The sequence below is a fragment of the Caulobacter sp. SLTY genome (assembly GCF_009905535.1).
Classification (GTDB): Bacteria; Pseudomonadota; Alphaproteobacteria; order Caulobacterales; family Caulobacteraceae; genus Caulobacter.
Map to the genome: position 1 here is coordinate 1 of NZ_JAAALA010000020.1, position 23,957 is coordinate 23,957.

At 68.4% G+C, this 23,957-nt stretch carries 23 protein-coding genes; 9 read left to right on the top strand and 14 right to left on the bottom strand.

Annotation, left to right across the window (positions count from 1 at the left end; genetic code table 11):
* The 6 genes from GVN21_RS12570 to dusB form a co-directional block, all read right to left on the bottom strand.
* Positions 1 to 328, bottom strand: a 328-nt coding sequence (locus tag GVN21_RS12570) for an aminotransferase class IV (protein WP_205690065.1), incomplete at its 3' end; no start/stop codon positions are given.
* Positions 328 to 1,719, bottom strand: coding sequence for a sigma-54 dependent transcriptional regulator (locus GVN21_RS12575; RefSeq protein WP_166575100.1), 1,392 nt, complete (start codon positions 1,717 to 1,719; stop codon positions 328 to 330). The genes GVN21_RS12575 and GVN21_RS12570, both read right to left, overlap by 1 nt.
* A complete protein-coding gene (locus tag GVN21_RS12580; RefSeq protein ID WP_166575101.1) occupies positions 1,709 to 3,940 on the bottom strand; it encodes a PAS domain-containing sensor histidine kinase in 2,232 nt (743 codons plus the stop codon). The genes GVN21_RS12575 and GVN21_RS12580 overlap by 11 nt, the downstream gene beginning before the upstream one ends.
* A gap of 83 nt (positions 3,941 to 4,023) precedes the next feature.
* Complete coding sequence (locus tag GVN21_RS12585) at positions 4,024 to 5,445, bottom strand: sigma 54-interacting transcriptional regulator (protein ID WP_166575102.1); 1,422 nt, start codon at positions 5,443 to 5,445, stop codon at positions 4,024 to 4,026.
* Positions 5,442 to 6,551, bottom strand: a complete 1,110-nt coding sequence (locus GVN21_RS12590) for an ATP-binding protein (RefSeq protein ID WP_166575103.1) — start codon at positions 6,549 to 6,551, stop codon at positions 5,442 to 5,444. Before GVN21_RS12590 ends, GVN21_RS12585 begins: the two co-directional genes overlap by 4 nt.
* A complete protein-coding gene (dusB, locus tag GVN21_RS12595) occupies positions 6,548 to 7,555 on the bottom strand; it encodes a tRNA dihydrouridine synthase DusB (protein ID WP_166575104.1) in 1,008 nt (335 codons plus the stop codon). The genes GVN21_RS12590 and dusB overlap by 4 nt, the downstream gene beginning before the upstream one ends.
* A 141-nt stretch (positions 7,556 to 7,696) precedes the next feature.
* Between dusB and GVN21_RS12600 the strand changes: the two genes are divergently transcribed.
* Positions 7,697 to 8,842, top strand: a complete 1,146-nt coding sequence (locus tag GVN21_RS12600) for a bifunctional 2-C-methyl-D-erythritol 4-phosphate cytidylyltransferase/2-C-methyl-D-erythritol 2,4-cyclodiphosphate synthase (protein WP_166575105.1) — start codon at positions 7,697 to 7,699, stop codon at positions 8,840 to 8,842.
* Here GVN21_RS12600 and GVN21_RS12605 read toward each other — a convergent pair.
* Complete coding sequence (locus tag GVN21_RS12605) at positions 8,781 to 11,597, bottom strand: fused MFS/spermidine synthase (protein WP_166575106.1); 2,817 nt, start codon at positions 11,595 to 11,597, stop codon at positions 8,781 to 8,783. The genes GVN21_RS12600 and GVN21_RS12605 overlap by 62 nt on opposite strands.
* Before the next feature lie 76 nt (positions 11,598 to 11,673).
* Here GVN21_RS12605 and GVN21_RS12610 point away from each other — a divergent pair, with 76 nt between their 5' ends.
* Positions 11,674 to 12,162 carry a CinA family protein gene (locus GVN21_RS12610; protein WP_166575107.1) on the top strand — a complete coding sequence of 163 codons (489 nt, stop codon included), beginning with the start codon at positions 11,674 to 11,676 and terminating at the stop codon, positions 12,160 to 12,162.
* 41 nt (positions 12,163 to 12,203) lie between these two features.
* A complete protein-coding gene (locus GVN21_RS12615; protein ID WP_166575108.1) occupies positions 12,204 to 12,599 on the top strand; it encodes a glyoxalase/bleomycin resistance/extradiol dioxygenase family protein in 396 nt (131 codons plus the stop codon).
* Between the two features lie 11 nt (positions 12,600 to 12,610).
* Here the strand turns inward: GVN21_RS12615 and GVN21_RS12620 are convergent, their stop codons facing one another.
* On the bottom strand, positions 12,611 to 12,865 hold the full coding sequence (locus GVN21_RS12620; RefSeq protein WP_166575109.1) for a hypothetical protein: 255 nt from the start codon (positions 12,863 to 12,865) through the stop codon (positions 12,611 to 12,613).
* Positions 12,866 to 13,003: 138 nt separating this feature from the next.
* Between GVN21_RS12620 and GVN21_RS12625 the strand changes: the two genes are divergently transcribed.
* Complete coding sequence (locus tag GVN21_RS12625; RefSeq protein WP_166575110.1) at positions 13,004 to 14,803, top strand: DUF885 domain-containing protein; 1,800 nt, start codon at positions 13,004 to 13,006, stop codon at positions 14,801 to 14,803.
* A 165-nt stretch (positions 14,804 to 14,968) separates the two neighbouring features.
* Here the strand turns inward: GVN21_RS12625 and eno are convergent, their stop codons facing one another.
* The gene (eno, locus tag GVN21_RS12630) at positions 14,969 to 16,249 is read right to left on the bottom strand and encodes a phosphopyruvate hydratase (protein WP_166575111.1); all 1,281 of its coding nucleotides are present in this window, start codon (positions 16,247 to 16,249) and stop codon (positions 14,969 to 14,971) included.
* A 113-nt stretch (positions 16,250 to 16,362) separates the two neighbouring features.
* Here eno and GVN21_RS12635 point away from each other — a divergent pair, with 113 nt between their 5' ends.
* The gene (locus GVN21_RS12635; RefSeq protein WP_166575112.1) at positions 16,363 to 17,133 is read left to right on the top strand and encodes an enoyl-CoA hydratase; all 771 of its coding nucleotides are present in this window, start codon (positions 16,363 to 16,365) and stop codon (positions 17,131 to 17,133) included.
* Between the two features lie 62 nt (positions 17,134 to 17,195).
* Here GVN21_RS12635 and rpmF read toward each other — a convergent pair whose 3' ends face one another.
* The 5 genes from rpmF to secG all read right to left on the bottom strand — a co-directional run bounded on the left by rpmF (position 17,196) and on the right by secG (position 20,684).
* Positions 17,196 to 17,378 carry a 50S ribosomal protein L32 gene (rpmF, locus tag GVN21_RS12640; protein WP_166575113.1) on the bottom strand — a complete coding sequence of 61 codons (183 nt, stop codon included), beginning with the start codon at positions 17,376 to 17,378 and terminating at the stop codon, positions 17,196 to 17,198.
* A 77-nt stretch (positions 17,379 to 17,455) separates the two neighbouring features.
* Entirely contained in the window at positions 17,456 to 17,977 is a 522-nt protein-coding gene (locus GVN21_RS12645) for a GNAT family N-acetyltransferase (RefSeq protein ID WP_166575114.1), read from the bottom strand.
* A complete protein-coding gene (locus GVN21_RS12650; protein ID WP_166575115.1) occupies positions 17,974 to 18,516 on the bottom strand; it encodes a YkgJ family cysteine cluster protein in 543 nt (180 codons plus the stop codon). Before GVN21_RS12650 ends, GVN21_RS12645 begins: the two co-directional genes overlap by 4 nt.
* 10 nt (positions 18,517 to 18,526) lie before the next feature.
* On the bottom strand, positions 18,527 to 20,176 hold the full coding sequence (locus tag GVN21_RS12655) for a CTP synthase (protein WP_166575116.1): 1,650 nt from the start codon (positions 20,174 to 20,176) through the stop codon (positions 18,527 to 18,529).
* A gap of 73 nt (positions 20,177 to 20,249) precedes the next feature.
* Positions 20,250 to 20,684 (bottom strand): preprotein translocase subunit SecG, encoded by a 435-nt coding sequence (secG, locus tag GVN21_RS12660; protein ID WP_166575117.1) that lies wholly within the window; start codon positions 20,682 to 20,684, stop codon positions 20,250 to 20,252.
* A gap of 136 nt (positions 20,685 to 20,820) precedes the next feature.
* Between secG and GVN21_RS12665 the strand changes: the two genes are divergently transcribed.
* The 4 genes from GVN21_RS12665 to GVN21_RS12680 all read left to right on the top strand — a co-directional run bounded on the left by GVN21_RS12665 (position 20,821) and on the right by GVN21_RS12680 (position 23,954).
* Positions 20,821 to 21,336 (top strand): GNAT family N-acetyltransferase, encoded by a 516-nt coding sequence (locus tag GVN21_RS12665; protein ID WP_166575118.1) that lies wholly within the window; start codon positions 20,821 to 20,823, stop codon positions 21,334 to 21,336.
* Positions 21,337 to 21,451: 115 nt separating this feature from the next.
* Positions 21,452 to 22,777: a diguanylate cyclase gene (locus tag GVN21_RS12670; RefSeq protein ID WP_166575119.1), complete on the top strand. Its 1,326-nt coding sequence runs from the start codon at positions 21,452 to 21,454 to the stop codon at positions 22,775 to 22,777.
* Positions 22,774 to 23,445 (top strand): DsbA family oxidoreductase, encoded by a 672-nt coding sequence (locus GVN21_RS12675; protein WP_166575120.1) that lies wholly within the window; start codon positions 22,774 to 22,776, stop codon positions 23,443 to 23,445. Before GVN21_RS12670 ends, GVN21_RS12675 begins: the two co-directional genes overlap by 4 nt.
* On the top strand, positions 23,442 to 23,954 hold the full coding sequence (locus GVN21_RS12680) for a CcdC protein domain-containing protein (RefSeq protein ID WP_166575121.1): 513 nt from the start codon (positions 23,442 to 23,444) through the stop codon (positions 23,952 to 23,954). Before GVN21_RS12675 ends, GVN21_RS12680 begins: the two co-directional genes overlap by 4 nt.
* Positions 23,955 to 23,957 lie beyond the last annotated feature (3 nt).

Consider the following 23,957-nt stretch of genomic DNA (forward strand, 5'->3'; position numbering starts at 1 on the left):
CAACGGGGGTGGTGGGGAAGGCGTGATCGCGCCTGGCGACGCCGCGGGTGACCTGGAGGTAGAGCAGGCCTTCACGGACGCGGTTGCGCCGCAGGGTTTCCTTGAGCACCACCTCGAGGGCCGCGCGGCTCATCGGATGGGGGATGCGCAATTCGTCTAGGCTGCGCCACAGCCGGGCGAAGTGGCCGTCGGCGTCGCTGAGCTTGCCGTTCATCACGGCCCAGACCTCGTAGACGCCGTCGGCCAGCTGGTAACCGCGGTCCTCGATATGGACCGCGGCCTCGCCATGCGGTGCGAACCGCCCGTTCACATAGGCCTGCCTGGACATCAGGCGTCTTCTTCCTCGACGGCGCGGGCGCTGGTCAAGCCGAGGGACTTGAGTTTCCGGTGCAGGGCCGAGCGTTCCATGCCGATGAAAGCGGCGGTGCGGCTGATGTTGCCGCCGAACCGCAGGATCTGGGCGTTGAGATACTCCCGCTCGAACAGCTCGCGGGCCTCGCGCAGCGGCAGGGCGATGATCCGTTCGGGACCGATGGCGCCGGCCTGGGCGGTCGAGGAAACCTCGCTGGGCAGCATCTCGGCGGTGATCTCGTCGGCCGGGTCGCCGCTGGCCAGGATCAGCATGCGTTCGACGTTGTTGCGAAGCTGGCGCACGTTGCCGGGCCAGTCATGGACCTGGAGGGTGGCCAGGGCGTCGGCGGCCAGCCGGCGGCGCGGCAGTCCGGTGGTCTCGGCGATGCGATCAATGAAGTACTCGATCAGCTCCGGCACATCGTCACGGCGCTCTGCCAGCCCGGGGACCCGGATGGGCACGACGTTAAGGCGGTGGAACAGGTCCTCGCGGAACCGGCCCGCGGAGATCTCGTCGCGCAGGTCGCGGCTGGAGGAGGAGATGACCCGCACGTCCACCTGGACGTCCTGCGCCCCACCGACCCGGCGGAACCGCTGTTCGACCAGCACCCGCAGGATGCGGCTCTGGGTCTCGCGCGGCATCTCGGCCACCTCGTCGAGGTAGAGGGTGCCGCCGTGGGCGTGTTCGAACACGCCGATCTTACGCGGGCGACCGCCCTCCCCTTCCTCGCCGAACAGTTCCAGGTCCATGCGCTCCGGCGCCATGCCGGCGGCGCTGATCGCAACGAACTCGCCCTTGCCGCGCGGGCTGGCGCCGTGGATCAAGCGGGCGACCAGCTCCTTGCCGCTGCCCGGCGGGCCGGCGATCAGCACCCGGCTGTTGGCCGGGGCGACCTTGGCCACCATCTGGCGCAGGGCCTGGGCGGCGCTGGACCGACCGATCAGGCCATCGGGGGTCAGGCTCTGGGCGCGCAGCCGGCGGTTCTCGCGCTTCAGGTTGGCCGATTCCAGGGCGCGTTCGACGACCATCAGCAGCCGGTCGGACTTGAACGGCTTCTCGAGGAACTCATAGGCGCCGCGTTTGATGGCGCTGACCGCGGTCTCGATGTTGCCGTGGCCGCTGATCATCACCACCGGCAGGTCGGGGTCGAGCGACTTGACCATGTCGAGCAGCTCAAGCCCGTCCATGCCGCCACCCTGCATCCAGATGTCCAGCACCAACAGCGCCGGTTTGCGGGCGCGGATGGCGGCCAGCGCCTGTTCGGAGTCGGCGGCCGTGCGCACGCCGTGTCCCTCGTCCGTGAGGATCCCGGCCACCAGTTCGCGGATGTCGGCCTCGTCGTCGACCACCAGAATGTCAGACGCCATGGGTCACCTTTCGACTCTTCTTTGCCTTAGGCTCAGGTTGGACCTGGGCCACCGGCGGGAATTTCAGGACGACCCTGGCCCCGGTCAGGGTCTGGGCGTCGTTGAGGAGCAGTTCACCGCCGTGCTCCTCGGCAATCCGCTTGACGATGGCCAGGCCGAGGCCCGTGCCCTTCTCGCGGGTCGTCACGTAGGGTTCGATCAGCCGGTCGCGGTCGCGGGTCGGCAGGCCAATTCCGTTGTCCTCGATGATGAAGCAGAGGGCCGTTTCGTCGGCGTGCAGGGTGGCCAGAATGCGGCCCTTCTCGCCTTCGCCCCGGCCGTGGATCGCCTCGGCGGCGTTCTTCAGCACGTTGGTCAGCGCCTGACCGACCATGCGGTCGTCGCAGGTGAAGGTCAGGCCAGTCGGCGGTTCAGCCATTTCGACTTCGATGTCGGGGCTGGCCACCCGCAGGGCGAAGACGGCGGCGCGCAGCATCTCCGCGGGGTCGTGGGCACCGAATTTCGGGGTCGGCATGCGGGCGAAGGCGCTGAACTCGTCGACCATCCGGCCGATGTCGCCGACCTGGCGAATGATGGTGTCGGTGCAGCGATCGAAGGTTTCCAGGTCGCCGGTGATCTCGTGCCGGTACTTGCGGCGCAGACGCTCGGCCGACAACTGGATGGGGGTGAGCGGGTTCTTGATCTCGTGGGCGATGCGGCGGGCGACGTCGCGCCAGGCGGCGTTGCGCTGGGCGGTGATCAGTCGGGTGATGTCGTCGAAGGTGAGCACCACGCCCTCGTCCCCGGCCACGCCAGCCCGGACCCGTAGGCGCAGGGTCTCGCCGTGGCGCACAACGTCGACCTCGGTCTCGGCCTCCACGCGGGTCTCCAACGCCCCGGCCCAGACCTCGGCCAGCTCCGGCGCGGCGGCGCTCAGCTTGCCGCCCCGCACCGCGTCGGCGTCGAGGTCGAGAAGGCGTGCGGCCTGCCGGTTGATGGCCGAGATGGTTCCGTCACGGTCGACGCCGAGGACGCCGGCGCTGACGCCCAGCAGCACGGTCTCGATGAACATCCTTCGGGATTCAGCGTCGAGGCTGGCCGCCGTCAGGGCCGACTGCTGCCCCTGCAGATCGTCCGCCATGCTGTTGAATGCCTTGGACAACACGGCAATGTCTTCAGGCTCTTTGCCAATCTGGACCCGCGCGTCCAGCCGGCCGCTCGCCACCTGACCGGCGGCTTGGACGACCCGCCCGATCGGCCCGGCAATGGAGTTCGCCACGGTGATCGCCAGCCAGATGGCGGCGATCAGCACCAGCAAGGCCGTCTCCAGGAAGCTCAGGGCGAAGGCCGCCTGGACCATACCGCGCCGCTGGGCCGCGTCGCGATACTCGACGAGCGAGGCCTCGGTCTCCCGCAGGTGGGAGAGGATGCCACGGTCGACCGGACGGACCACGTAGAGGTAGGCCTCCTCCTCGAAGCCCTTCAGGCGGTAGAGGGCGCGGAACAGGTCGTCCGACTCGAACGGCCGCAGCGCGATCTCCTCCTCGGCGATCCCGTAGCTGGAGGCCGGCGGGGCGAGGAAGGGCGGCGGGTCGTCGCTCTCGGCGCGGGCCAGGATGCGGCCATCGCGATCGACGATATAGGCGGCGGGGAAGCGGCGGTCGGCGGCCTGGGTGGCCATGTAGTGGGCAAAGGCGATCGGCTGGGTGCGGATCGAGCCGGCGACCTGGTTCAGGTCGGTGGCCATCAGACCCATGTCCGTCTGGATGCTGGCGCTCTGCTCGCGGACGTAGGCCCGCGCGACGTCAGCCGACTTCTCGACCACCGTCTGCACCCGCTTGGAGAACCAGGTCTCCACCCCTTGGGTGACCAGGGCGCCGGAGAACAGGGCTACCACCAGCGCCGGCGCGACGGCGGCCAGGGCGAACAGCAGCAGGAAGCGGCGGTGCAGCTTTGCGGCCGCGTCGCCTGAGCGGGTGTCGATCACCTTGGCCACCCGGCGGCCGATGAGCACCGCGATGGCGAGGATCAGGATCAGGTTGACGCCGAGAACCGCCAGCACAACCCGGCTGGCCGGGCCGATCAGCTCGCCCTGCGGCGGGGCGCTGGCCAGGAAGGCGCTGAGCGCGGTGAGGGCCGTGGCCAGCGCGAACAGGCCGCCGAGCAGGTAAGGCGAGGCCAGCAGGCGGCGCCAGGCCGCTCGCCCCCCTCCCCCCGTTTCGACCAGAACGCCTTCACTCATGGCCACAGACTAGGGCGATATGTGATCAAAATTCAACACCGATGTGGCCGGATTACGTCAGCCACAGATACCTCAAAAGGGGGTCAGCGCTTGCCGCGGCTTAGTTCGACACCCAGATCCACGATCTTCTTCCGCAACGTATTGCGATTGAGGCCGAGGATGTCCGCCGCCCGCACCTGGTTGCCACGGGTCGCCGCCAGGGTCAGGCGGATCAGCGGGCGTTCGACCTCTTCCAGAATGCGGTCGTAGAGACCGGGGGGCGGAACGCCGTCAGGCTGGTCGGCGAAGTGGCTGGCCAGGTGGCGTTCGATCAGGGTGGAGAGGGTGACCGGGCCATCCTCGCCGACGGCGACCGGGACCTGTTCCTGCAGCTCGCGCTCGACGATGCGGGCGGTGATCAGCTCCTCGGCGTAGAGGGCGCAGATGCGGCGGATCAGGTTCTCCAGCTCGCGGACGTTGCCGGGCCAGGCGTGGGTCTTCAGCCGTTCGAGGGCCGACTGGTCGATGGTCTTGGACGGCAGGCCTTCGCGGGCGGCGCGCAGCAGGAAGCTGCGGGCCAGGTCCGGAATGTCCTCGGTGCGGTCACGCAGGGGCGGCAGGCGCAGCGGCGCGACATTGAGGCGGAAGAACAGGTCCTCCCGGAACAGCCCCTGGCGGATCAGGCCGCGCAGGTCGCGGTTGGTGGCGGCGATCAGGCGGACGTTCGGCCGGCGGTTTGTCTTGGGGTTCAGCGCCGGTTCCGCGCCGTCGATGACTCGCAGCAGACGGCTCTGGGCGTCGAGCGGCATGTCGCCGATCTCGTCGAGGAACAGGGTGCCACCGTCGGCCTCGACCAGCTTGCCCAGGTCCCCGTCGCCCCGCCCGAACAGCTCTGTCTCGACCCGCTCGCGGGGCACGGCGGCCAGGTTGATGACCACGAACTTGCCGTCCCGCCGGCGGCCGAGGTCGTGCAGGGCGCGGGCGACCAGCTCCTTGCCCGAGCCGCTCTCGCCGGTGATCAACACCGTCAGGTCGGCGCCGACCAGGCGGGCGATAGTGCGGTAGACGTCCTGCATCGGGGCCGAGCGGCCGATCAGCGGCAGACGCTCGTCCTTCATGGCCCGCGCCTGGGCCTTGCTGGCTTCGCTGTCGGCCGGGCGCGACAGGGCGCGGCGGGCGGCGGCGGTGACCTCATCGAGGTCGAAGGGCTTGGAAACGTATTCGAAGGCGCCGCCCTCGCTGGCGTTGACGGCGGTCAGCAGGGTGTTCTGCGCGCTCATCACGATGACCGGCAGCTTGGGTCGGTCCTTCCGGATCTGCGGCAGGACGTTGAAGATATTCTCGTCCGGCATCACCACGTCGGTGACCACCAGATCCCCCTCCCCGTCCGCGACCCATTTCATCAGGGTGGTGACATTGCCGGTGGCCCGCACCTGATAACCCAAGCGGGTAAAGGCCTGGCTGAGCACCAGGCGGACAGAGCTGTCATCGTCCGCGATCAGGATCTTCTTGTTGGCGGGATTCATTGGGTCTCCGACGCGACGGGCAACAGGACGCGGAACACGGTGCGGCCCGGTTCCGACTCGAAATCGATCAGCCCGCCATGGGCGGAGACCAGCTTGGCGACGAGCGGCAGGCCGAGGCCCGCGCCGTTGGCCTTTGAAGTGATGAAGGGCTGGAACAGGTGGTCGCGGATGGTGTCCGGGATACCCTGGCCGTTGTCCTGCACGCGCACCTCGATGGGGGCGGCCTTCTGGATGCGGCCATCGGCCCCGCGCACCTTCACGCCGGGGCGCCAGGCCGTGGAAATCAGCAGCTCACCCCGGCCATCGCGGCGGCCGTGGGCGGCTTCGGCGGCGTTCTTCACCAGGTTGAGGAAGATCTGGATCAGGTGGTCCTCGTCGCCGCTGACCGGCGGCAGGGAGGGATCGTAGGACTCCCTGAGGGTCAGGCCGTCGGCGACGCCATTGGCGGCCAGCGCGCGGACCCGGTCGAGGACCTCGTGGATATTGACGGCCGTGCGCTGCGGCAGGGCGGTGTCACTGAAGGCCTCCATGCGGTCAACCAGGCGGCGAATGCGTTCGGTCTCATCGACGATCAGCTGGGCCAGCGGCGCGTCTTCGGCGGCCGCGCCGGTCTTCAGCAGTTGGGCGGCGCCGCGGATGCCGGCGAGTGGGTTCTTGATCTCATGGGCCAGCATCTGGCCCAGGCCCACCACCGAGCGCAGGCCGGAGGGATCGGCGGCCCGCTCGAAGCTCATCGAGCCGCCGCGCAGGTGCAGGGTCAGCAGGACCGAGCCGTCGCCCAGCGGGGTGGCTGCGCCGTCGGCCAGGAAGGGTGGTTGGCCGAACAGGCCGATCTGGACCCCGTGCTCGCGGACCCGCGCGCCTTCGGAAAGGGCGCGGTCGAGCAGGCGAACCAACGGAGAGTCCTCGGGCAGGACGGCGCGGACGTGGCCACGGGCCAGGAGGGCGAGACCCTGGCCGAACAGGGCTTCGGCGGCTTCGTTGACCGCGCCAAGCGCGCCGCCGGCATCGATGACCAGGGCGGGATCGGGGCTGAGCTCGAAGGCGGCGGCCTGGAGGACCTCGACTGCCCGGGCATTGGGGCGGGGTTTGACGGGAACGGTCACGCGGCCAGCCTCCGCTCGGGCTGGGTCCAAAGCTGGGTCAGGGCCGACTCGACCTCGGCCGGGGTTTCCAGGCGGCAGAGGGCGGCGCGGGCGGCGCGCCGCTCCTCGGCGGTTTGCGGCAGCGGCGCGGCCTCGATGTAGGACGCCAGGTGCTTGCGGAACATCTTCAGCCCAATCCGCTCGCCGTAGAAGGCCAGGGCGTCGCGGAAATGGGCCAGGGCGATGGCCAGGCGCTGGTCGAGGTCGGGCTCGGGCAGGTCGATGCCGGCCAGGCCCGCATCGATCTGGCGGGCGATCCAGGGGCGGCCGTAGGCGCCGCGGCCGATCATCACGCCGTCAGCGCCGCTGGCCTCAAGCGCCTGGCGGGCGGTCGCCAGGTCGACGATGTCGCCGTTGACGATGACCGGGATCGAGACCTCGGCTTTCACGGCGGCGACCGCCGACCAGTCGGCCTCACCCTTGTAGAACTGGCAGCGGGTGCGGCCGTGAACGGTGACCGCGCGGGCGCCGACCGCCTGGGCGCGGGCGGCGAATTCGGGGGCGTTGCGGCTGGCGTCGTCCCAGCCGAGGCGCATCTTGACGGTGACCGGCAGCTCCACAGCTTCGACGGCGGCGGCGACCAGACTTTCGGCCAGGTCCAGGTCGCGCATCAGGGCCGAGCCGGACTGGACGCCGGTGACCTCCTTGGCCGGGCAGCCGAAGTTGAGGTCGATGATCTCGGCCCCGGCGGCGGCGGCCATCCGGGCCCCGGCGGCGATCATCGCGGGGTCACGCCCAACCAGCTGGACCACCATCAGTGGGAGGCCTTCGCCCACCGCCGCGCGACGCACGACGTCGGGCCGGCCCCGCGCAAGCTCGGCGCAGGCGACCATCTCGGTGGCGACATAGGCCGCGCCCTGAGCGGCGGCGGCGCGGCGGAACGGCAGGTCGGAGACGCCGGTCATCGGCGCCAACCAAACCCGGCTCTTCACCACCTTATCCCCGACTGTGAGCTGATTGCTCATTTCTTGTTCAACCCCATCGCTACCTTTTTAGGCACAATGCTGCGGCGCCGTAAAGGGCGCTCTCGTGCGACGCTTTCCCCAACCCAAGCAAGGGGCAAAACCCTGTTTCCCCTGACGCCTCCGCCGCTCTAAGACACGGCCATGACTTTCGCCGCCATTATTGTCGCCGCCGGAACAGGCAGCCGGGCCGGGTCCGGTCCCGCCAAGCAGTGGCGGACACTGGCCGGCAAGCCGGTGTTGCGCTGGTCGGCGGAGCGGTTGGTGGATGCCGGCGCCAACCCCCTGGTGGTGGTCGTATCAGCCGAGGGCGAGGCGCCAGCACGGGCCGCCCTGTCGGGGCTCGATGGATGGCGCCTGGCGCGGGGCGGCGCGACGCGGGCGCAGTCGGTGCAGTCCGGACTAGCGGCGATAGAGGTCGCCGACGAAACGCCGGTGCTCGTGCACGACGCCGCTCGGCCCTTGGTCACCGCGAACCATGTCGACGACCTGCTGGCGGCGCTGCAGACGGCCGACGCCGCCCTCCCCGCCCTGGCGGTGGCCGACACCCTGCGAAGGATGGCGGACGGGCGGACCGAGACAGTGCCCCGCGATGGGCTGTGGCGGGCGCAGACGCCGCAGGCGGCGCGGCTGGGGCGGCTGCGGACGGCCTATGCGAACTGGGCCGGGCCTGGCGAGCCGACCGACGATGCGGCGGTGGTCGAGGCGGACGGGGGACGGATCGCGCTCACGCCCGGCGATCCCCGGCTGATGAAACTGACCTTTCCGGAGGATTTCGAGATGGCCGAGCGGCTGGCCGGTGGGGCGATGATTACGCGGATCGGACAGGGCTTCGACGCCCACCGCTGGGGACCCGGAGAGGCGGTGTGGCTGTGCGGCGTGCGGATCGATCATGACCAGACGCTGATCGGGCATTCGGATGCCGATGCTGGGCTGCATGCCCTGACCGACGCCATCCTGGGAGCTTTGGGCGAAGGCGACATCGGCGACCACTTCCCGCCGACCGATCCGCAGTGGAAGGGGGCCGCTTCCGATCTGTTCCTGCGGCATGCGGCGCAGATGGTCACCGCGCGCGGCGGCCGGATCTCGAACGTCGACGTGACGCTCATCTGCGAGCGGCCGAAGATCAAGCCGCACCGGGAGGCCATGCGTCAGCGGCTGGCGGAAATCCTGGACCTCCCGCTCGATCGGGTCAGCGTCAAGGCGACCACGACCGAGGGGATGGGCTTCACCGGCCGGCAGGAGGGGCTGGCGGCGCAGGCGGTGGCTTTGTTGGAGACGCCCGCATGACTTCGGCCTCGGTCTGCCAGGCCCAGCGACGGCCCGGATTGTCGCCGAAGCGGACGCTGGCAAGCATGGCGCCGATCAGGTTGGTGTAATCGTCGGTCCAGGGCCGGACCTTGGCCGGGGGAGCCGGCAGCCAGGCGGTGTTGGCCTGGTAGGGCGCCAGGGCGGCGCGGTTGCGGGCGACGATCATCACGTCCTCTGACGACTCCCAGTAGCTGGGGCCGTCGTCGCTGGCCTGGTAGCCCTGGAACATGGCGTAGCCGCCGGCAGCCTTGACCACCGAGGCGGCCGGGAAGATCAGTTCAAGGTGACGGTTGGACAGGTGGAGAATGACGATGCCGTCCGGCTTCACCCGCGCCAGATAGCCCTTGAGCGCCTCGACGGTGAGCAGGTGCGCCGGGATGGCGTCTGAAGAGAAGGCGTCAATCAGCAGGATGTCGAACTTTTCCGCCGGCTCCTTTTCCAGGGTGAGGCGAGCGTCCCCGACCACGTAGTTGATCGGCCCTTTCGCGCAGCGGCTGGTGTAGCTGAAAATCTGGGGGTTGCTCGAGACAGCCACCACCTGCGGATCGATCTCGAAGAAGGTCATCCTGTCGGTGGGGCGGACGTAGGCGGCGACCGCGCCCGTGCCCAGGCCCACAGCCCCGATAGTGATGCCCGGCTTCGCCGACTGGACGGTGCGGAAGACCTGGCCGATGGCAGTGTCCGGCGCGTAGTAGGTCAGCGGGCGGCACTCATACATGGGATCCAGAGATTGGGCGCCGTGCAAGGTGGTGCCGTGCGAGAACACACGGACGTTGCCCGCCTGGCCGAGCTCCTTACCCGTCTTGCCGAAGTTGGCGACTTCCGGATTGGAGAGGTGCACGACGCCGAAGAAGCTGCGGCGGCTCTCGTAGTATTTGGTGTCCTGGTCGACCGTGTCGGCCGCATAGGCCAGCAGGCAGATGCAGATGAAAAACGGGATGGCCCGGTCGCGCAGGGTCACCGCGGCCACCGCGATCAGCAGCACCCCGGTCGCGCCCATGATCCGGACGATATCCACGGGCTCGATCAGGGCAGTTCCAAACTGGCCGCAGAGGGTCAGGACCGCCAGATCGAAGCCGATCAAGGCGAGGGCGAAGACGGTCCATTCGAAGCCGTTCGGCTGGACAGCCAGGTCCGGCCGCGCCCGGAACAGGACGATGACCGCACCGAGGGCCAGGGCGCTGACCAGAACCAACGCCAGGATGAGATCGATAAGCGCGATACCGTCCAGCAGGCGAAGGCCGGGCATTATGGTGGCCGCGAGAGCCAGCACCCAGACGACTGCGGCCACGGCCAGCCCCACCCATTCCATCCGGCGGGGCGGCTCGGTCGCGCGGCGCCGGGCGAAGGCGATTGCCGCCACGACGCCGACAATGAACAGGCCCAACCCGCCGACAACCCCCATCGCCTGCAAGGCAGAGAAGCGGTTCTTATCCAAGGCAGCCCAGAGGTCGCCGGTGACGGAATGGAGCGCGAGGACGAACCCGACGACGGCCACCATCAGCACCAGCAGGTCGCGCAGCTTTGGCATCGGCGAGCCCCACGGCCGCACCAGCGCGATCAAACAGAGCACGATGATGTACTCGGCGACGGTCTCGAAAATCACCGGCGCCACGAAGGCGTTGAACGCCCCGCCGACCACGCCGCCGATCGACATGCAAAGGTAGAAATCCGTAAGGCGCGAGGGATCGGGGCGCCTTGCCACAAGCGCCTGGTGGCAGACCAGGGCGCAGAAGAAGAAGGCGCCGAGGTGGATGGCCAGAGTGACCAGCACGTTGGGCGAGCCGAAGGGCATGGTGGCCACGGTGACGATCAGCACCGTCGACATGATCACCAACGCCGTCTGGGGCGGGATCAGAGGTCGGCTTTGGAAGGCGATTATGAAGGTCAGCAGGTAGAGCGACAGCGGCAGCACCCACAGGAAGGGGGCGCTGGCCACGTCGGTGGTCAGGTGGGCGGTGACGCCCAGCATCAGGCTGGACGGAAGGGCGGCCAGGGCGATCCAGATCAGTCGCTGGCGCCAGCTGACCAGCGCGGCCTCCGGTCTGTCATCGCTCGGCGCCTCGATTGGGGCGGTGTCGTGTTTGCGGATGTTGATGGCCAGCACCACCATCAGGCCGACGAAAGCGACGTAGAGACCGCTCCAGCCCCAGCGCTGGTCGTGCAGTAACAGGCCGGGCTCGAAGATCGCGGGGTAGGCCAGCAAGGCCAGCAGGCTGCCGAGATTGCTCGCGGCATAGAGAGCCCAGGGCTCGGGTCCGCCGTGTCGGCCGTGGACCTTGGCGTGCCAGGCCTGGACCAGCGGGGCGGTGGCCGACAGGGCGGCGAAGGGCGCGCCGATGGAAACGGCCAACACGCCGAGCAGCCAGAGGGCCGGAGGGGTGGCGCCGGGGTCGCCGAAAATCGGCGTGATCCGCAGCGGCAGGGCCAGGGCGGCCACGGCCATCACCCCCAGGTGGATGAGGATCTGGGTGCGGGCGCGGGGAATCTTCTGCAGGAAGTGGGCGTAGCCGTAGCCGACCAGCAAGGCCCCCTGGAAGAAGGCCATGGAGGTGTTCCACACCTGGGGCGAGCCGCCGAGTTGAGGCAGGACCAGCTTGGCCACCATCGGCTGGACCATGAACACCATGGCCGCGCCGCAGAACACCGCCAGGACGTAGATCCACGGAATCCGCTCGTTCGCGGTCGGGTCGCCGGTTTCGGCGGGAAGCGGTACGGCGTCGGCTGCGGTCATGTCATTTCCGAATCGGCTTGAACGGCCAGCGCGGCGATGTTGGGCTGTCGCGGCGATTTGACCAGAGGCCCAACCCATGTTCCCGCTCGAGATTCAGACCCTCGCCCGCCTGTTGCTGGAGGAATGCCGCGACCGGTCTTTACGGATCGTCACCGCCGAAAGCTGCACGGCCGGACTGGTCGCCGGGGCATTAGGCGTGATTCCGGGCGCTTCGGACGTGCTGGAGCGCGGGTTCGTCACCTACTCCAACCGCGCCAAGTCGGAGATGCTGGGCGTCCCGGGCGACCTGCTGGCCGACCATGGCGCGGTGTCCGAGCCGGTGGCCCGAATGATGGCCGAAGGCGCGCTGGAAAATTCCAGCGCCCATATCTCGGTTGCGATCACCGGCGTAGCGGGTCCGGGCGGCGGTACGCCGATGAAACCGGTCGGCACGGTGCACTTCGCCACGGCCAGGTCGAACAAGGGCATTCGCCACGCGGTCGAGCGGTTCGACGGGCCGGAGCGAATCGACATCCAGCTGGCTGCCGTGGCGATGGCACTGACCATGCTGCGTGAGGCGATCTGATCAGCCTGTACGGCGCCGAATGATCACGACAGGAGCATCAGATGACCGCCTTCAGCCAGCCGCCTGAGACCCCGAATGGGGTTTATCCTTATCTGACCGTGACAGGCGGCAAGGAGGCCGTAGCGTTCTATGAAGAGGCGTTCGGGGCGACCGAGCGCTTTCGCAATACCAACGGCGACAGCGGGCTGATCCTCCACAGTCAGCTGGTCATCAACGGCGCCCTGATCATGCTGTCCGACGACTTTTCCGGCGGCGCCCCGCCGCCCGGCCGCGTAACCCTGCACCTGCAGGTGGATGACGCCAGGGCCTGGTGGGACCGGGCCGTGGCGGCGGGCGCAACCGTGACCATGCCGCTGGAAGACCAGTTCTGGGGTGATCGGTATGGCCAGCTGAAAGACCCCTACGGTCACAGTTGGTCGATCGGTCAGAGCCTATAGGGGCGGCCCGGTCAGTCCCGCTCGCGTTCCCGCTTGCGGCGTTCCTTCTCGGCCTTGCGTTCGGCCTTCTTGCGCGCCTTGTCCTCGCGGTCGAGACGTTCGAGGCGCTGCTTCTTGCTCTCACCCGGAATGACGGCGCTGACCACGGCGCCGGTCGCCTTCACCGTGCCTTCGGCGACATCCCCGGCGATGGAGGCGGCCAGGCAGCCCTGGAGCAGGACGGCGCCGGCGGCGAGGACGAGGGGAAGGACAAGGGCTCGGCGCATCGGGGTATCCTGGCCGGATTCGTCCGGCTGCCGGTAGGATTAGACACCAGGCTGGGCTTTTCCGGGGCGTCAGCCGGGCTGTCGGCCGGTGTCTGATTGGCTTAGCCTTGCGAGAGCTCGGCTTCTAAGGATTCTCCGATGCGGCTTTCGCGACGCGCCTTCGCCCTTGGGACCACCGCCGTGGCCCTCACCGCGCCGGCCTTCGCGGCGACGTCGGACCTCGACCGGGAACTTACCGTATTCCTCGACAAGGCGTTCGAGGAAGAGCTGGCGATGAGCCCGGAGTGGCTGACCCGGCTGGGTCGCAAGACCCAGTACGACAGGCTCAGCGACCGCAGCGATGCCGCGGCAGAGAAGCGGCTGGCCTGGCGCAGGGCCAGCGTGGCGGAGATGAAGCGGCGGTTCGATCCGGCCAAGCTGGGCGTCGACGCGCGCACCTCGTTCGACATCTGGGCGCTGGAACTGGAGCGGGCCGAAGACGCCTACCGCTGGCGCGACCATGACTACATCTTCGTACGCAGCGGACCGCACGCGGGCTTGCCCGGCTTTCTGATCAACGCCCACCGGGTGGATACGCCGGCCGACATGGAGGCCTATGTGGCGCGGGTGAAGGCCATCGGGCCGACCCTGGAGGTGCTGCTGGCGCAGGCCAAGCGGGCGGCGGGCAAGGGCATCCGGATGCCGCGCTTCGCCTATGAGCAGTCGCTGGAAGAGGTGCGCAAGATCACCGCCGGCGCCCCGTTCGGCGAGGGTCCCGACAGCGCCCTGCTGGTCGACGCCAAGGCCAAGGCGGCGGCGCTGCGCACGGCCGGAAAGATCGACGCGGCGACTGAGGCGAGGCTGACAGCGGCCGTGGCCGAGGCGATGCGCACCGGCATGAAGCCGGCCTACGACCGCCTGGCCGCCTGGCTGGCGGATGACCGTGCAAACGCCTCGCCCGAGCCGCAGGGGGCCGGGTCGCTGCCGGACGGCAAGGCCTATTACGAGGCGATGCTGCGCGACCAGACCACCACCAGCATGACCGCCGAGGAGATCCACGCCCTGGGCTTGGCCGAGGTGAAGCGGATCCGGGTGGAGATGGAGGCGCTGAAGGCCGAGATCGGGTTCGCCGGGACGCTGGAGGAGATGTTCGTCTTCATGCGCACCGACGATCGGTTCTACGTGCCGAACGACGATGCCGGGCGGGCGATCTACCTGAAGAAATGCGAGGACTTCCTGGCGGCGATGCGGGCCCGCGTGCCGGAGCAGTTCGGGCGGCTGCCGAAGTCGCCGCTGGTGGTGAAGCGGGTCGAGCTGTACCGCGAGGAGCCGGGCGGCGCGGCCCACTACAATACCGGCTCGCTCGATGGGGCGCGGCCCGGTGTCTACTACGTCCACCTGGCCGACACGCGGGCGACGCCGATCTATGAGATCGAGGGGACCAGCTACCACGAGGGCTGGCCCGGGCATCACATGCAGATCTCGATCGCCCAGGAACTGACCGGTCTGCCGGCCTTCCGGACCCAATACAAGTACGGCGCCTACATCGAAGGCTGGGGGCTGTACGTCGAGCAGCTGGCCAAGGAGATGGGTTTCTATACCGACCCGTACAGCGACTTCGGGCGGCTGGGCCGGGAAATCTGGCGGGCGATCCGGCTGGTGGTCGACACCGGCATCCACGCCAAGGGCTGGAGCGAGGCGCAGGCGTTCGAGTTCTACAGTTCCAACTCACCGCAACCGGTCGGCAAGATCCGCTCGGAGATCCGCCGATATTTCGTCAGCCCGGGGCAGGCGACATCCTACAAGGTGGGAATGATCAAGATTCTGGAGTTGCGAGCGCAGGCCAAGGCGGCGATGGGCGCCCGGTACGACCAGCGCGCTTTCCACGACATGCTGCTGTCGCCCGGTTCGCTACCGTTGCCTGTGCTGGAAGCGCGAGTGGAGCGCTGGGCGGGTTAGGGGACCGGATCAACGCGCAGCGCTGTTCCTGTCCCCGGTCAGCGCAGGTGGCCAATGCCGGGCTCGGTCCAGCCGGTTGTCTCGCGGTCGGAGCGCGGCGGGTTTGAGGCCGGCGCTGACCGGGGACAGGAACGCCGCTTTGCGGCGATCCGGTCCCCACCACAGTCAGCGCTGCTTGATCGCCGCGCGGCCGAGGTAGATGGCCTGGTCGTCGAGCTGTTCTTCGATGCGGAGCAGCTGGTTGTACTTGGCCGTGCGGTCGGAGCGGGCCAGGGAGCCGGTCTTGATCTGACCGCAGTTGGTGGCGACGGCCAGGTCGGCGATGGTGCTGTCCTCGGTCTCGCCCGAGCGGTGGCTCATCACGGCGGTGTAGCCGGCGCGGTGGGCCATATCGACGGCGTCGAGGGTCTCCGACAGGGTGCCGATCTGGTTGACCTTGACCAGGATGGAGTTGGCCAGGCCCTGTTCGATGCCGACCGAGAGCCGGGCGGGGTTGGTGACGAACAGGTCGTCGCCGACCAGCTGCACCTTCTTGCCGAGGGCGTCGGTCAGCAGCTTCCAGCCCTCGAAGTCATCCTCGGCGCAGCCGTCCTCGATGCTGGCGATGGGGAACTTGGAGACCAGACCCTCGAGGTAGCCGACCATGCCGGCCGGGTCGAAGGACCTGCCCTCCCCTTCCAGCTCGTACTTGCCGTTCTTGAAGAACTCGGTGGATGCCACATCGAGGCCGAGCAGGAAGTCGTCGCCCGCCTTGTAGCCAGCGCCCTCGGCCGCCTTCATGATGAAGGCCAGGGCCTCTTCGGCGGTGGCCAGGTTGGGGGCGAAGCCGCCCTCGTCGCCGACGTTGGTGTTGTGGCCGGCGTCTTTCAGGGCCTTCTTCAGGCCGTGGAAGATCTCGGCGCCCATGCGCAGGCCTTCGCGGAAGCTGGTCGCGCCGGTCGGCAGGATCATGAATTCCTGAATGTCGATCGGATTGTCGGCGTGGGCGCCGCCGTTGATGATATTCATCATCGGCACGGGCAGGACACGGGCCGAGACGCCGCCGACGTATTTGTAAAGCGGCAGGTCGGCGCTGATCGCCGCCGCCTTCGCCGTCGCCAGGGAGACGCCGAGGATGGCGTTGGCGCCCAGGCGGGCCTTGTTGGGCGTGCCGTCGAGGCCGATCAGCAGATTGTCGATACGGCGCTGGTCGCCGGCTTCCTGGCCCGACAGCGCGTCGAAGATCTCGCCGTTGACCGCCTCGACCGCCTTCTCGACGCCCTTGCCGAGGTAGCGGCTCTTGTCCCCGTCTCGCAGCTCGACCGCCTCATGGGCGCCGGTGGAGGCGCCCGACGGCACCGCGGCGCGGCCGAAGGAGCCATCTTCCAGGACCACATCGACTTCGACCGTCGGGTTGCCCCGGCTGTCGAGGATCTCGCGGGCAATGATGTCGATGATTTCGGCCATGGGGCTCCCTTTCGCGGCGTGGCGGGTGCTTAGCCGCCAGGGCCTTCAGGGGCAAGGTTCGCTTGACTGCCCCTACGAGCAGTGGCCTTCGGTCATGGCAAAGGAGACACCCCATGCTGCTGGTCGAGAAGAAACATGGCATTGCCGTCGTTACCCTGAACCGCCCCGAGGCGATGAATGCGCTGTCGAAGGCGCTGCGCTCGGAGCTCTACAAGGCCATGACGGCGCTGGACGCCGATGACGAGGTCAGCGTGGTGGTGCTGACCGGGGCTGGGGAGCGGGCGTTCACGGCCGGGTTGGATCTCAAGGAGCTGGGCTCCGACGCCAAGGCCATGGGGGCGGCCAACGCCGAGGGGGCGCAGGAGAATCCAGTCAAGGCGATCGAGCTGTGCCGCAAGCCGGTGATCGGGGCGATCAACGGGGTCGCGATCACCGGCGGGTTCGAGGTCGCGCTAGCCTGCGACGTGCTGATCGCCTCGGAAAACGCCCGGTTCGCCGACACCCATGCGCGGGTCGGGATCATGCCGGGCTGGGGCCTGTCGCAGAAGCTGTCGCGGCTGATCGGCATCTATCGGGCCAAGGAGCTGAGCCTGACGGGGAACTTCCTCGATGCACAGACGGCCTGCGACTGGGGGTTGGTCAACCGCGTCGTGCCGGCGGGCGAACTGATGCCGACGGCGCTGAAGCTGGCCGCGGACATGGCGACCATCCCGGTGGAGACGCTGAGCTTCTACAAGGGCCTGATCGACGAGGGTTTCGGCAAGAGCTTCGGCAAGGCGATGGAGATCGAACACGAGCGGTCGAGCAAGCATAACCGCAAGGTGACGCCGGAGGCGGTGGAGGCGCGGCGCGCCGGCATCCAGGCGCGCGGGCGCGGCCAGTAGAAACGCGAAACGCCGCCTGCGCAGTGCGCGGGCGGCGTCGCGACCTCATTCGAGGTGAAAGACTAGTCTTCCTTCGGCGTCATGATCTGACGACCGTTGTACATCCCGGTCTTCAGGTCGACGTGGTGCGGACGGCGCATCTCGCCGGTGTCCTTGTCCTCGACGAAGGAGTTTGCGCCCAGCGCGTGATGCGAGCGGCGCATGTTCCGCCGGGACGGCGAGGTTTTGCGTTTAGGAACGGCCATCGAAGAATCTCTGCTCGCTGAGCATGAAACAGGTACGGCGGCCGGTTGGGGCCGCCGCGTGAGCGGGGGTGTATGCCTCAACAGCCGGGAGGATGCAAGTCCGGGCGCTCCAGAGTCAGGTAGAGGCTGTCGACCCACTGCCCCCCCACGTTGAAGGTGCGTTCGGCGAAGCCTGTCCGGGCGAAGCCCAGGCTTTCCAGCAATCCCAGGGAAGCGAGGTTCCGGGGATCAACATCGGCCGTGACAGCCGGAAGGTCCAGGGTTTCAAAGCCGTAGGCGATGGTCGCCGAGGCCGCCTCGCGACCAAACCCCTGGCCCCAACAGTCCCGACGGATGATGAAGCCAACCTCCGACGCCCGGGAAAAGCCGGCGTTGCCGACGACCAGACCGTCATGTTCGACGAGGAAGTCGCCGTGCCAGCCGCACGCGTGGGAGACGATCATCCGGTCGATCCAGGCCCGCGTGCGCTCGACTGATTCGTGCGGCGGGGTGGACCAGAACCGCATGGCCTCCGGATCGGAAAGAACCTCGAACATCGCCTCGGCGTCCTCAGGTCGCGCCGGTCGCAGCAGCAGGCGTTCGGTGCGAATTGAGGTCATCGCCCGACCTTCGCATCGCCGGACTGCCCAAGCCATTCCTGGATCATCCTGTCGCCATCCAGCAGCCGTACGAAAGGACGGCGACCATCGGCGCCTTTCAGGTATCCGATAATGAGCCTGGGATCGGGACCAACCGGCCCCAGCGCAATGTCCGCCTCCGGAAACACGACGGTCACCTCCCGGCCGGTGTAGACCAGCAGACAGCCGGTCCGATCATGGACCATCCGTGACCAGGCCTTGATCTGAGCCAGATAGGGTTGCGCTCGCCAGGCCTCTGGACGGGCGGGGTCAACGTCGATGCAAAGATAGCCTTGGTCCCGCTCGTCGCGGACCAAGAAGCCGGCGATGTCCGGCCGCCAGGCTTCGCCCAGCGCCGGGGTGGCGAGCCAGCCGCAGGTGAAGGTTCGGCAGGGCGTCGGACGATCCGGATAGATTCTGCAGCCTGCGTTCGCGTGGACGCACAGGCGGCCGGCGGGCTTGGCGAGTTCGGGGATGTCGAGGACCTGGCAGCAGAGGGTGCAGTCGCCACAGGTCCTCATGCCCCCTTCCCTACACCAGCCGGCTCTGGGTCTTGGCCGCGGCGATGAAGCTGGCGAACAGGGGGTGGGGGGCGAAGGGTCGGCTCTTCAGTTCCGGGTGGAACTGGACGCCGATGAACCAGGGATGGTCCTCGCGCTCGACGATCTCGGGGAGGATGCCGTCGGGCGAGGCCCCGGTCATCTTCAACCCGGCGCTCTCGAAGGCCTCGCGGTAGTTGATGTTGACCTCGTAGCGGTGGCGGTGGCGCTCGCTGATGTCGGTGGCGCCGTAGATCTCCGACACCTTCGAACCGGGGGTCAGCATCGCCTCGAAGGCGCCCAGGCGCATGGTGCCGCCCAGGTTGTCGCCCTCGCGCCGCTCGATCCGCTGGTTGCCCTGCGTCCATTCGGTCATCAGGCCGACGGCGGGTTCGACAGCGGGGCCGAATTCGGTGGAAGAGGCATTGGCAATGCCGGCGCAGTTGCGCAGGTGCTCGATCACCGCCAGCTGCATGCCGAAGCAGATGCCGAAATAGGGGACGTTGCGCGTTCGAGCGAACTCGGCGGCCAGGATCTTGCCCTCGGCCCCCCGCTCGCCGAAGCCGCCGGGCACCAGGATGCCGTGCACGCCCTCCAGACGGGTGGCGGCCGCGCCATCGGCGTTCTCGAACTGCTCGCTCTCGACCCAATCGAGCTTGACCTTCACCCGGTTGGCGACGCCGCCGTGGGCCAGGGCCTCGATCAGGGATTTGTAGGCGTCCTTCAGCACCGTGTACTTGCCCACCACGGCGATGGTGACCTCACCGTCCGGGTTGAGCGTGACGTCGTTGATCGCCTGCCAGCGGGAAAGGTCCGGCGCCGGGGCATCCTTGATGCCGAAGACGTCCAGCACTTCCTGGTCCAGTCCCTCGGCGTGATAGTCGAGCGGCACGGCGTAGATGCTGGCGCTGTCCATGGCCTGGATCACGGCGCTGGTTCGCACGTTGCAGAACAGGCCGATCTTGCGCTTCTCATCCGGCGGAATCGGCTGCTCGCAGCGGCAGAGCAGGATGTCCGGCTGGATGCCGATGGAGCGCAATTCCTTGACCGAGTGCTGGGTCGGCTTGGTCTTCATCTCGCCGGCCGTCTTGATGAACGGCAGCAGGGTGAGGTGGACGAAGCAGCTGTCGCCGCGCGGCAGCTCCTGGCCCAGCTGGCGGATGGCCTCGAAGAAGGGCAGGCCCTCGATGTCGCCCACCGTGCCGCCGATCTCGACCAGCACGAAGTCGGCCTCATCGCCGTTCTCGTCGACGGCGGGGCTGAGGACGAAGGATTTGATCTCGTTGGTGACGTGCGGGATCACCTGGACGGTGGCGCCGAGGTAGTCCCCTCGCCGCTCCTTCTCGATGATGGTCTTGTAGATCTGACCGGTGGTGATGTTGTCCGCCCGAGTGGCGTTCACCCCGGTGAACCGCTCGTAGTGGCCCAGATCGAGGTCGGTCTCGGCCCCGTCATCGGTCACGAAGACCTCGCCGTGCTGATAGGGCGACATCGTCCCCGGATCGACGTTGAGATACGGGTCGAGCTTGCGCAGGCGGACCTTGTAGCCGCGCGCCTGAAGCAACGCGCCGAGGGCGGCGGACGCCAGACCTTTTCCAAGGGAAGAGACCACGCCGCCGGTGATGAAAATGTACCGGGCCATGGGAGGACGGTTATAGCGAACGATTCGGCCTAACGCCTCCCCAGTGTTCCGAGGAAGCTGTTAGCGAACGAGACTATTTCTGTTCCGGGGTCGGTTGAGCCGGGGCCGGCGCGCTGGGGGCCAGCAGATCGGTGGTCGAACCGCCCGGCGCGGGGGCCGTGCCCGGCGCCAGGGTGATGCCTTCGGGCAGGCCGGACTTCGGCGCTTCCGGGGCCTTGGGCTGGATCACCGCGTTGGGATCGATCTTGAGACCCTCGCCCAGGGTCGGGGCGCGCTGCGACGCGGCCAGCAGGGTCAGGGTGATGCTGATGGCCAGGAAGACGCCGAACAGGATCCAGGTCGTCCGCGTCAGAAGGTCGCCGGTGCCGCGCGCGCTCATGAAGCTGTTCGACGGCCCGCCGCCCATGCCGAGGGCGCCGCCCTCCGACTTCTGGAGCAGCACCGCCCCGGTCAGCAGGGCGGCGACCAGGATGTTGATCACGAGCAGGACGATGGTCAGGACTTGCATGGTCGGAAAAGGCGGTCTCTGGCGGGGCCGGCATGGGCCGGCGCGAAATGAAGCGGCCCCTCTAGCACCATGCCGACGGCCACGCCATAGCTGGGGTCTGACTGCCGCCCCTGCAAGCTAGCGAGCATACCGCGCCGTGATCCTGGAAACCGAACGCCTGACCCTGTCGCCCGTGACGCCAAAGGACGGGCCGCTGGTGCACCCGATCATGGCCGACCCCGAGGTGATGGCCCACTGGGACGTGGCCGAGATCGAGGACCCGGATGTGGTCGACGAGGTGCTGGCCGGCCAGGTGGAAGCCATGGCGGCCGAGCGGGCCTTCCACTGGGCCATGCGGCTGACCGGCGACGGAACCTTCCTGGGGCTCTGCGACCTGTCGGACATCGACTGGCGCCACAAGCGGGCGGAGGTGGGCTTCATTCTCGGCAAGGACAGCTGGGGACAGGGCTATGCCTATGAGGCCATGCAGGCGGTGATGACCTTCGCCGCCAGCCAGGGGATGGAGCGGCTTTGGGCGCGGACCCAGGTCGGCAACGATGCGTCCGAGAAGCTGCTGGCCAAGCTGGGGTTCGAGGAAGAGGGCTACATGCGGGGCCATGTCGGCCGCGAAGGCGGACGGCGGGACGTCCGGCTTTGGGGGAGGCTGCTCTAGCCAAGGTCGCGGTTCGCCGACGCAATACAAAACGTCGCGCTATCCCCCCGCCGCGCCTTTGCTATTGTGCGCGAATCCGGATGCCCGTGGGGCGGCGTCCATTGATGGGTGGCTAGTGACGGTTCAGGCCCGGATCTTGATCGTGGCGCGCGACGACGCGCTGGCCGGGCCGTTGGCCGAGGGGCTGGACCGGCTGGGGTGGCGGACCATCACCGCGCGTGGGCCCTATGCGGCCCTGGCGGCGCTGGGCGACCTCCAGATCGAGGCGGCCATCGTCGATACTGCCAGCGGCGGGGCCGACGCCCTGACGCTGGCGCGACGGCTCAAGGCGGCCTGCGCCCCGCGCCGGCTTCCGGTGATCGCCATCGGCGATCCGGATCCGCAACTGGACAGCTTCGCCTTCGACCTCACCCTGGCCCCGCCACTGCATCCGGCCCAGGCCGTGTTGCGCCTCGAATCGCTGGTGCGGATGGCGATCGCCGAGGAGGAGTTCGAGCTTCGCCTCGAGACCTTCGCCGACAAGGGCCGCCGCTTGGACCTGCCGGAAAACTCACCCGGCCCCTATCGGGTGCTGGCGGTCGGGGAACCGGCGCCGCAGTTCCTGGCGCTGAGCAACGCTCTGTCCCGCAGCGGCGCGGACGTGGTCGGCGCCTTCACTGCCTTCACCGCCTTCGACTACCTGCATGAGCGGGCCTTCGATTCGGTCGTGTTGTGGGCCGGCGACAATCAGGCCGAGGCCCTGTCGATCGCGGCGGGCATGCGGCGCAACACCCGGCTCTATCACATCCCGGCCCTGCTCTATCTGCAGGCCGACAGCTATGTGACCACGTCCGAGGCCTTCCACCGGGGCGTCTCCGATGTCGCTTCGCCGGAGACGCCGGAGACCGAGACGGCCAAGCGGGTCATCGAACTGGCCCGCAGCTATCGTCGCCAGAGCGCCATTCGGCGGGCGCTGGAAAAGGCGCGCTCGTCTGGCCTGATGGATGCGGCTACCGGCCTCTTCACCCGCGACCTGTTCGCCGCCCACCTGGTGCGGCTGACCTCGGCGGCGCGGACGCGGAACCGGCCCTTGAGTGTCTGCGTCCTGCGACTTGCAGAGAGGCCCGGTGTATCGACGGCGCGCGTCGGCGGTTGGCTGGACCGCGCCATCCCGCAGATCGGCAGCATGGTCGGGCGACTGGTGCGGGCCGAAGACACGGCCGCGCGCCTGGGGCCGGAGGTCTTCGCCCTGGCGCTGCCTGGCACGCCGCAGGGCGCCGCCCGGTCGGCGGCCGAGCGAATCGCGGCGGTGATCGCCTGCACCGCCTTCGAGGCCGGCGAGGGCAAGACGCCGTTCACAGTCGATTTCGACATCGGCGTCGCCCAGATCGACCGGGGCGAGAACGCCGCCGCCGCCCTGGAACGCGCCGCCGCCAGGGCCCTGCAGAGAGAAGCCGGATGACCGCCGCGCCGACGCCCGACACCTTGAAGCCCGAAGCCCTGAAGATCGACTTCATCGCCGATGTCGTCTGTCCCTGGTGCTACATCGGCTGGGAGCGGCTGAAGCAGGCCCTGGCCCAGCGGCCCGGCGTGCCGACCGAGGTGCTGTGGCGGCCGTTCCAGCTGGACCCTGCCATTCCCGAAGAGGGCGTCGACCGCGCCAAGTACATGGCCGCCAAATTCCCGGACCCCGAGCGCCGGGCATCCGCGCTGGAGGTGCTGGACCGTGAGGCGGCCAGCGTCGGCCTGAGCCTGAAGCTGTCCGAAATTCCAGTCTCGCCGAACACCAACGCCGCCCATCGGGTGATCCGCTGGGCCCAGACCGTGGGCCTGCAGCAGCAGGCGCTGGAAGCGATCATGAAGGCCTATTTCGTCGAGCTTCGCGACATCGGCGATCCGGTGGTGCTGGCCGACATCGCCGAGAACATCGGCATGGAGCGGCATTTCGTGCTCAAAGCCCTGGCCGAAGGCACGGACAAGGACATGGTCACCCGCGAGCACATCCAGGCCCACCAGGCCGGTGTCAGCGGTGTGCCCTTCACGATTTTCGGGGGGAAGATCGCCATTTCCGGAGCCGATGTCACCGAGCGGCTGTGCAAGGCGATCGACAAGGCGTTGGAGGCGGCATGACCCCTCAGGACGGTCAAACCTGGGGTCCCATCATCGGGATCGGCATCGCGGTCATCGCCATGACCCTGCGGGCGCGCAGCGGCAAGGCCAAGGCGATGAACTTCATCACCCTATGGATCGTGCCGTTGATGCTGCTGACCATGCTGGCGGTGCTGACCTATGCGTCGCACCTCAAGCCGCTGGAGTATCTTTGGGTGGTGGTCGGGCTGGCGGCGGGGTCGGCGCTCGGCTGGCAGCGCGGCCGGATGATGCCGATCCACATTGATCCGGAGACCGGCAAGCCGATGGTCAAGACCTCGGCGGCGGCCCTGGTGTTCATCCTCGGCCTGATGGCGGTGCGGGTTCTCCTGCGCGGCTTCTTCGAGGGCCACGCCGCCGACTGGCACATCAACCCCATGCTGGTCAGCGACATCTTCCTGGCCTTCGCCGTCGGCTTGCTGGGCACGTCACGGATCGAGATGTTCATCCGTGCGCGGCGGCTGGTCGCCGAACACCGGGCGGTGGCTTAAGGG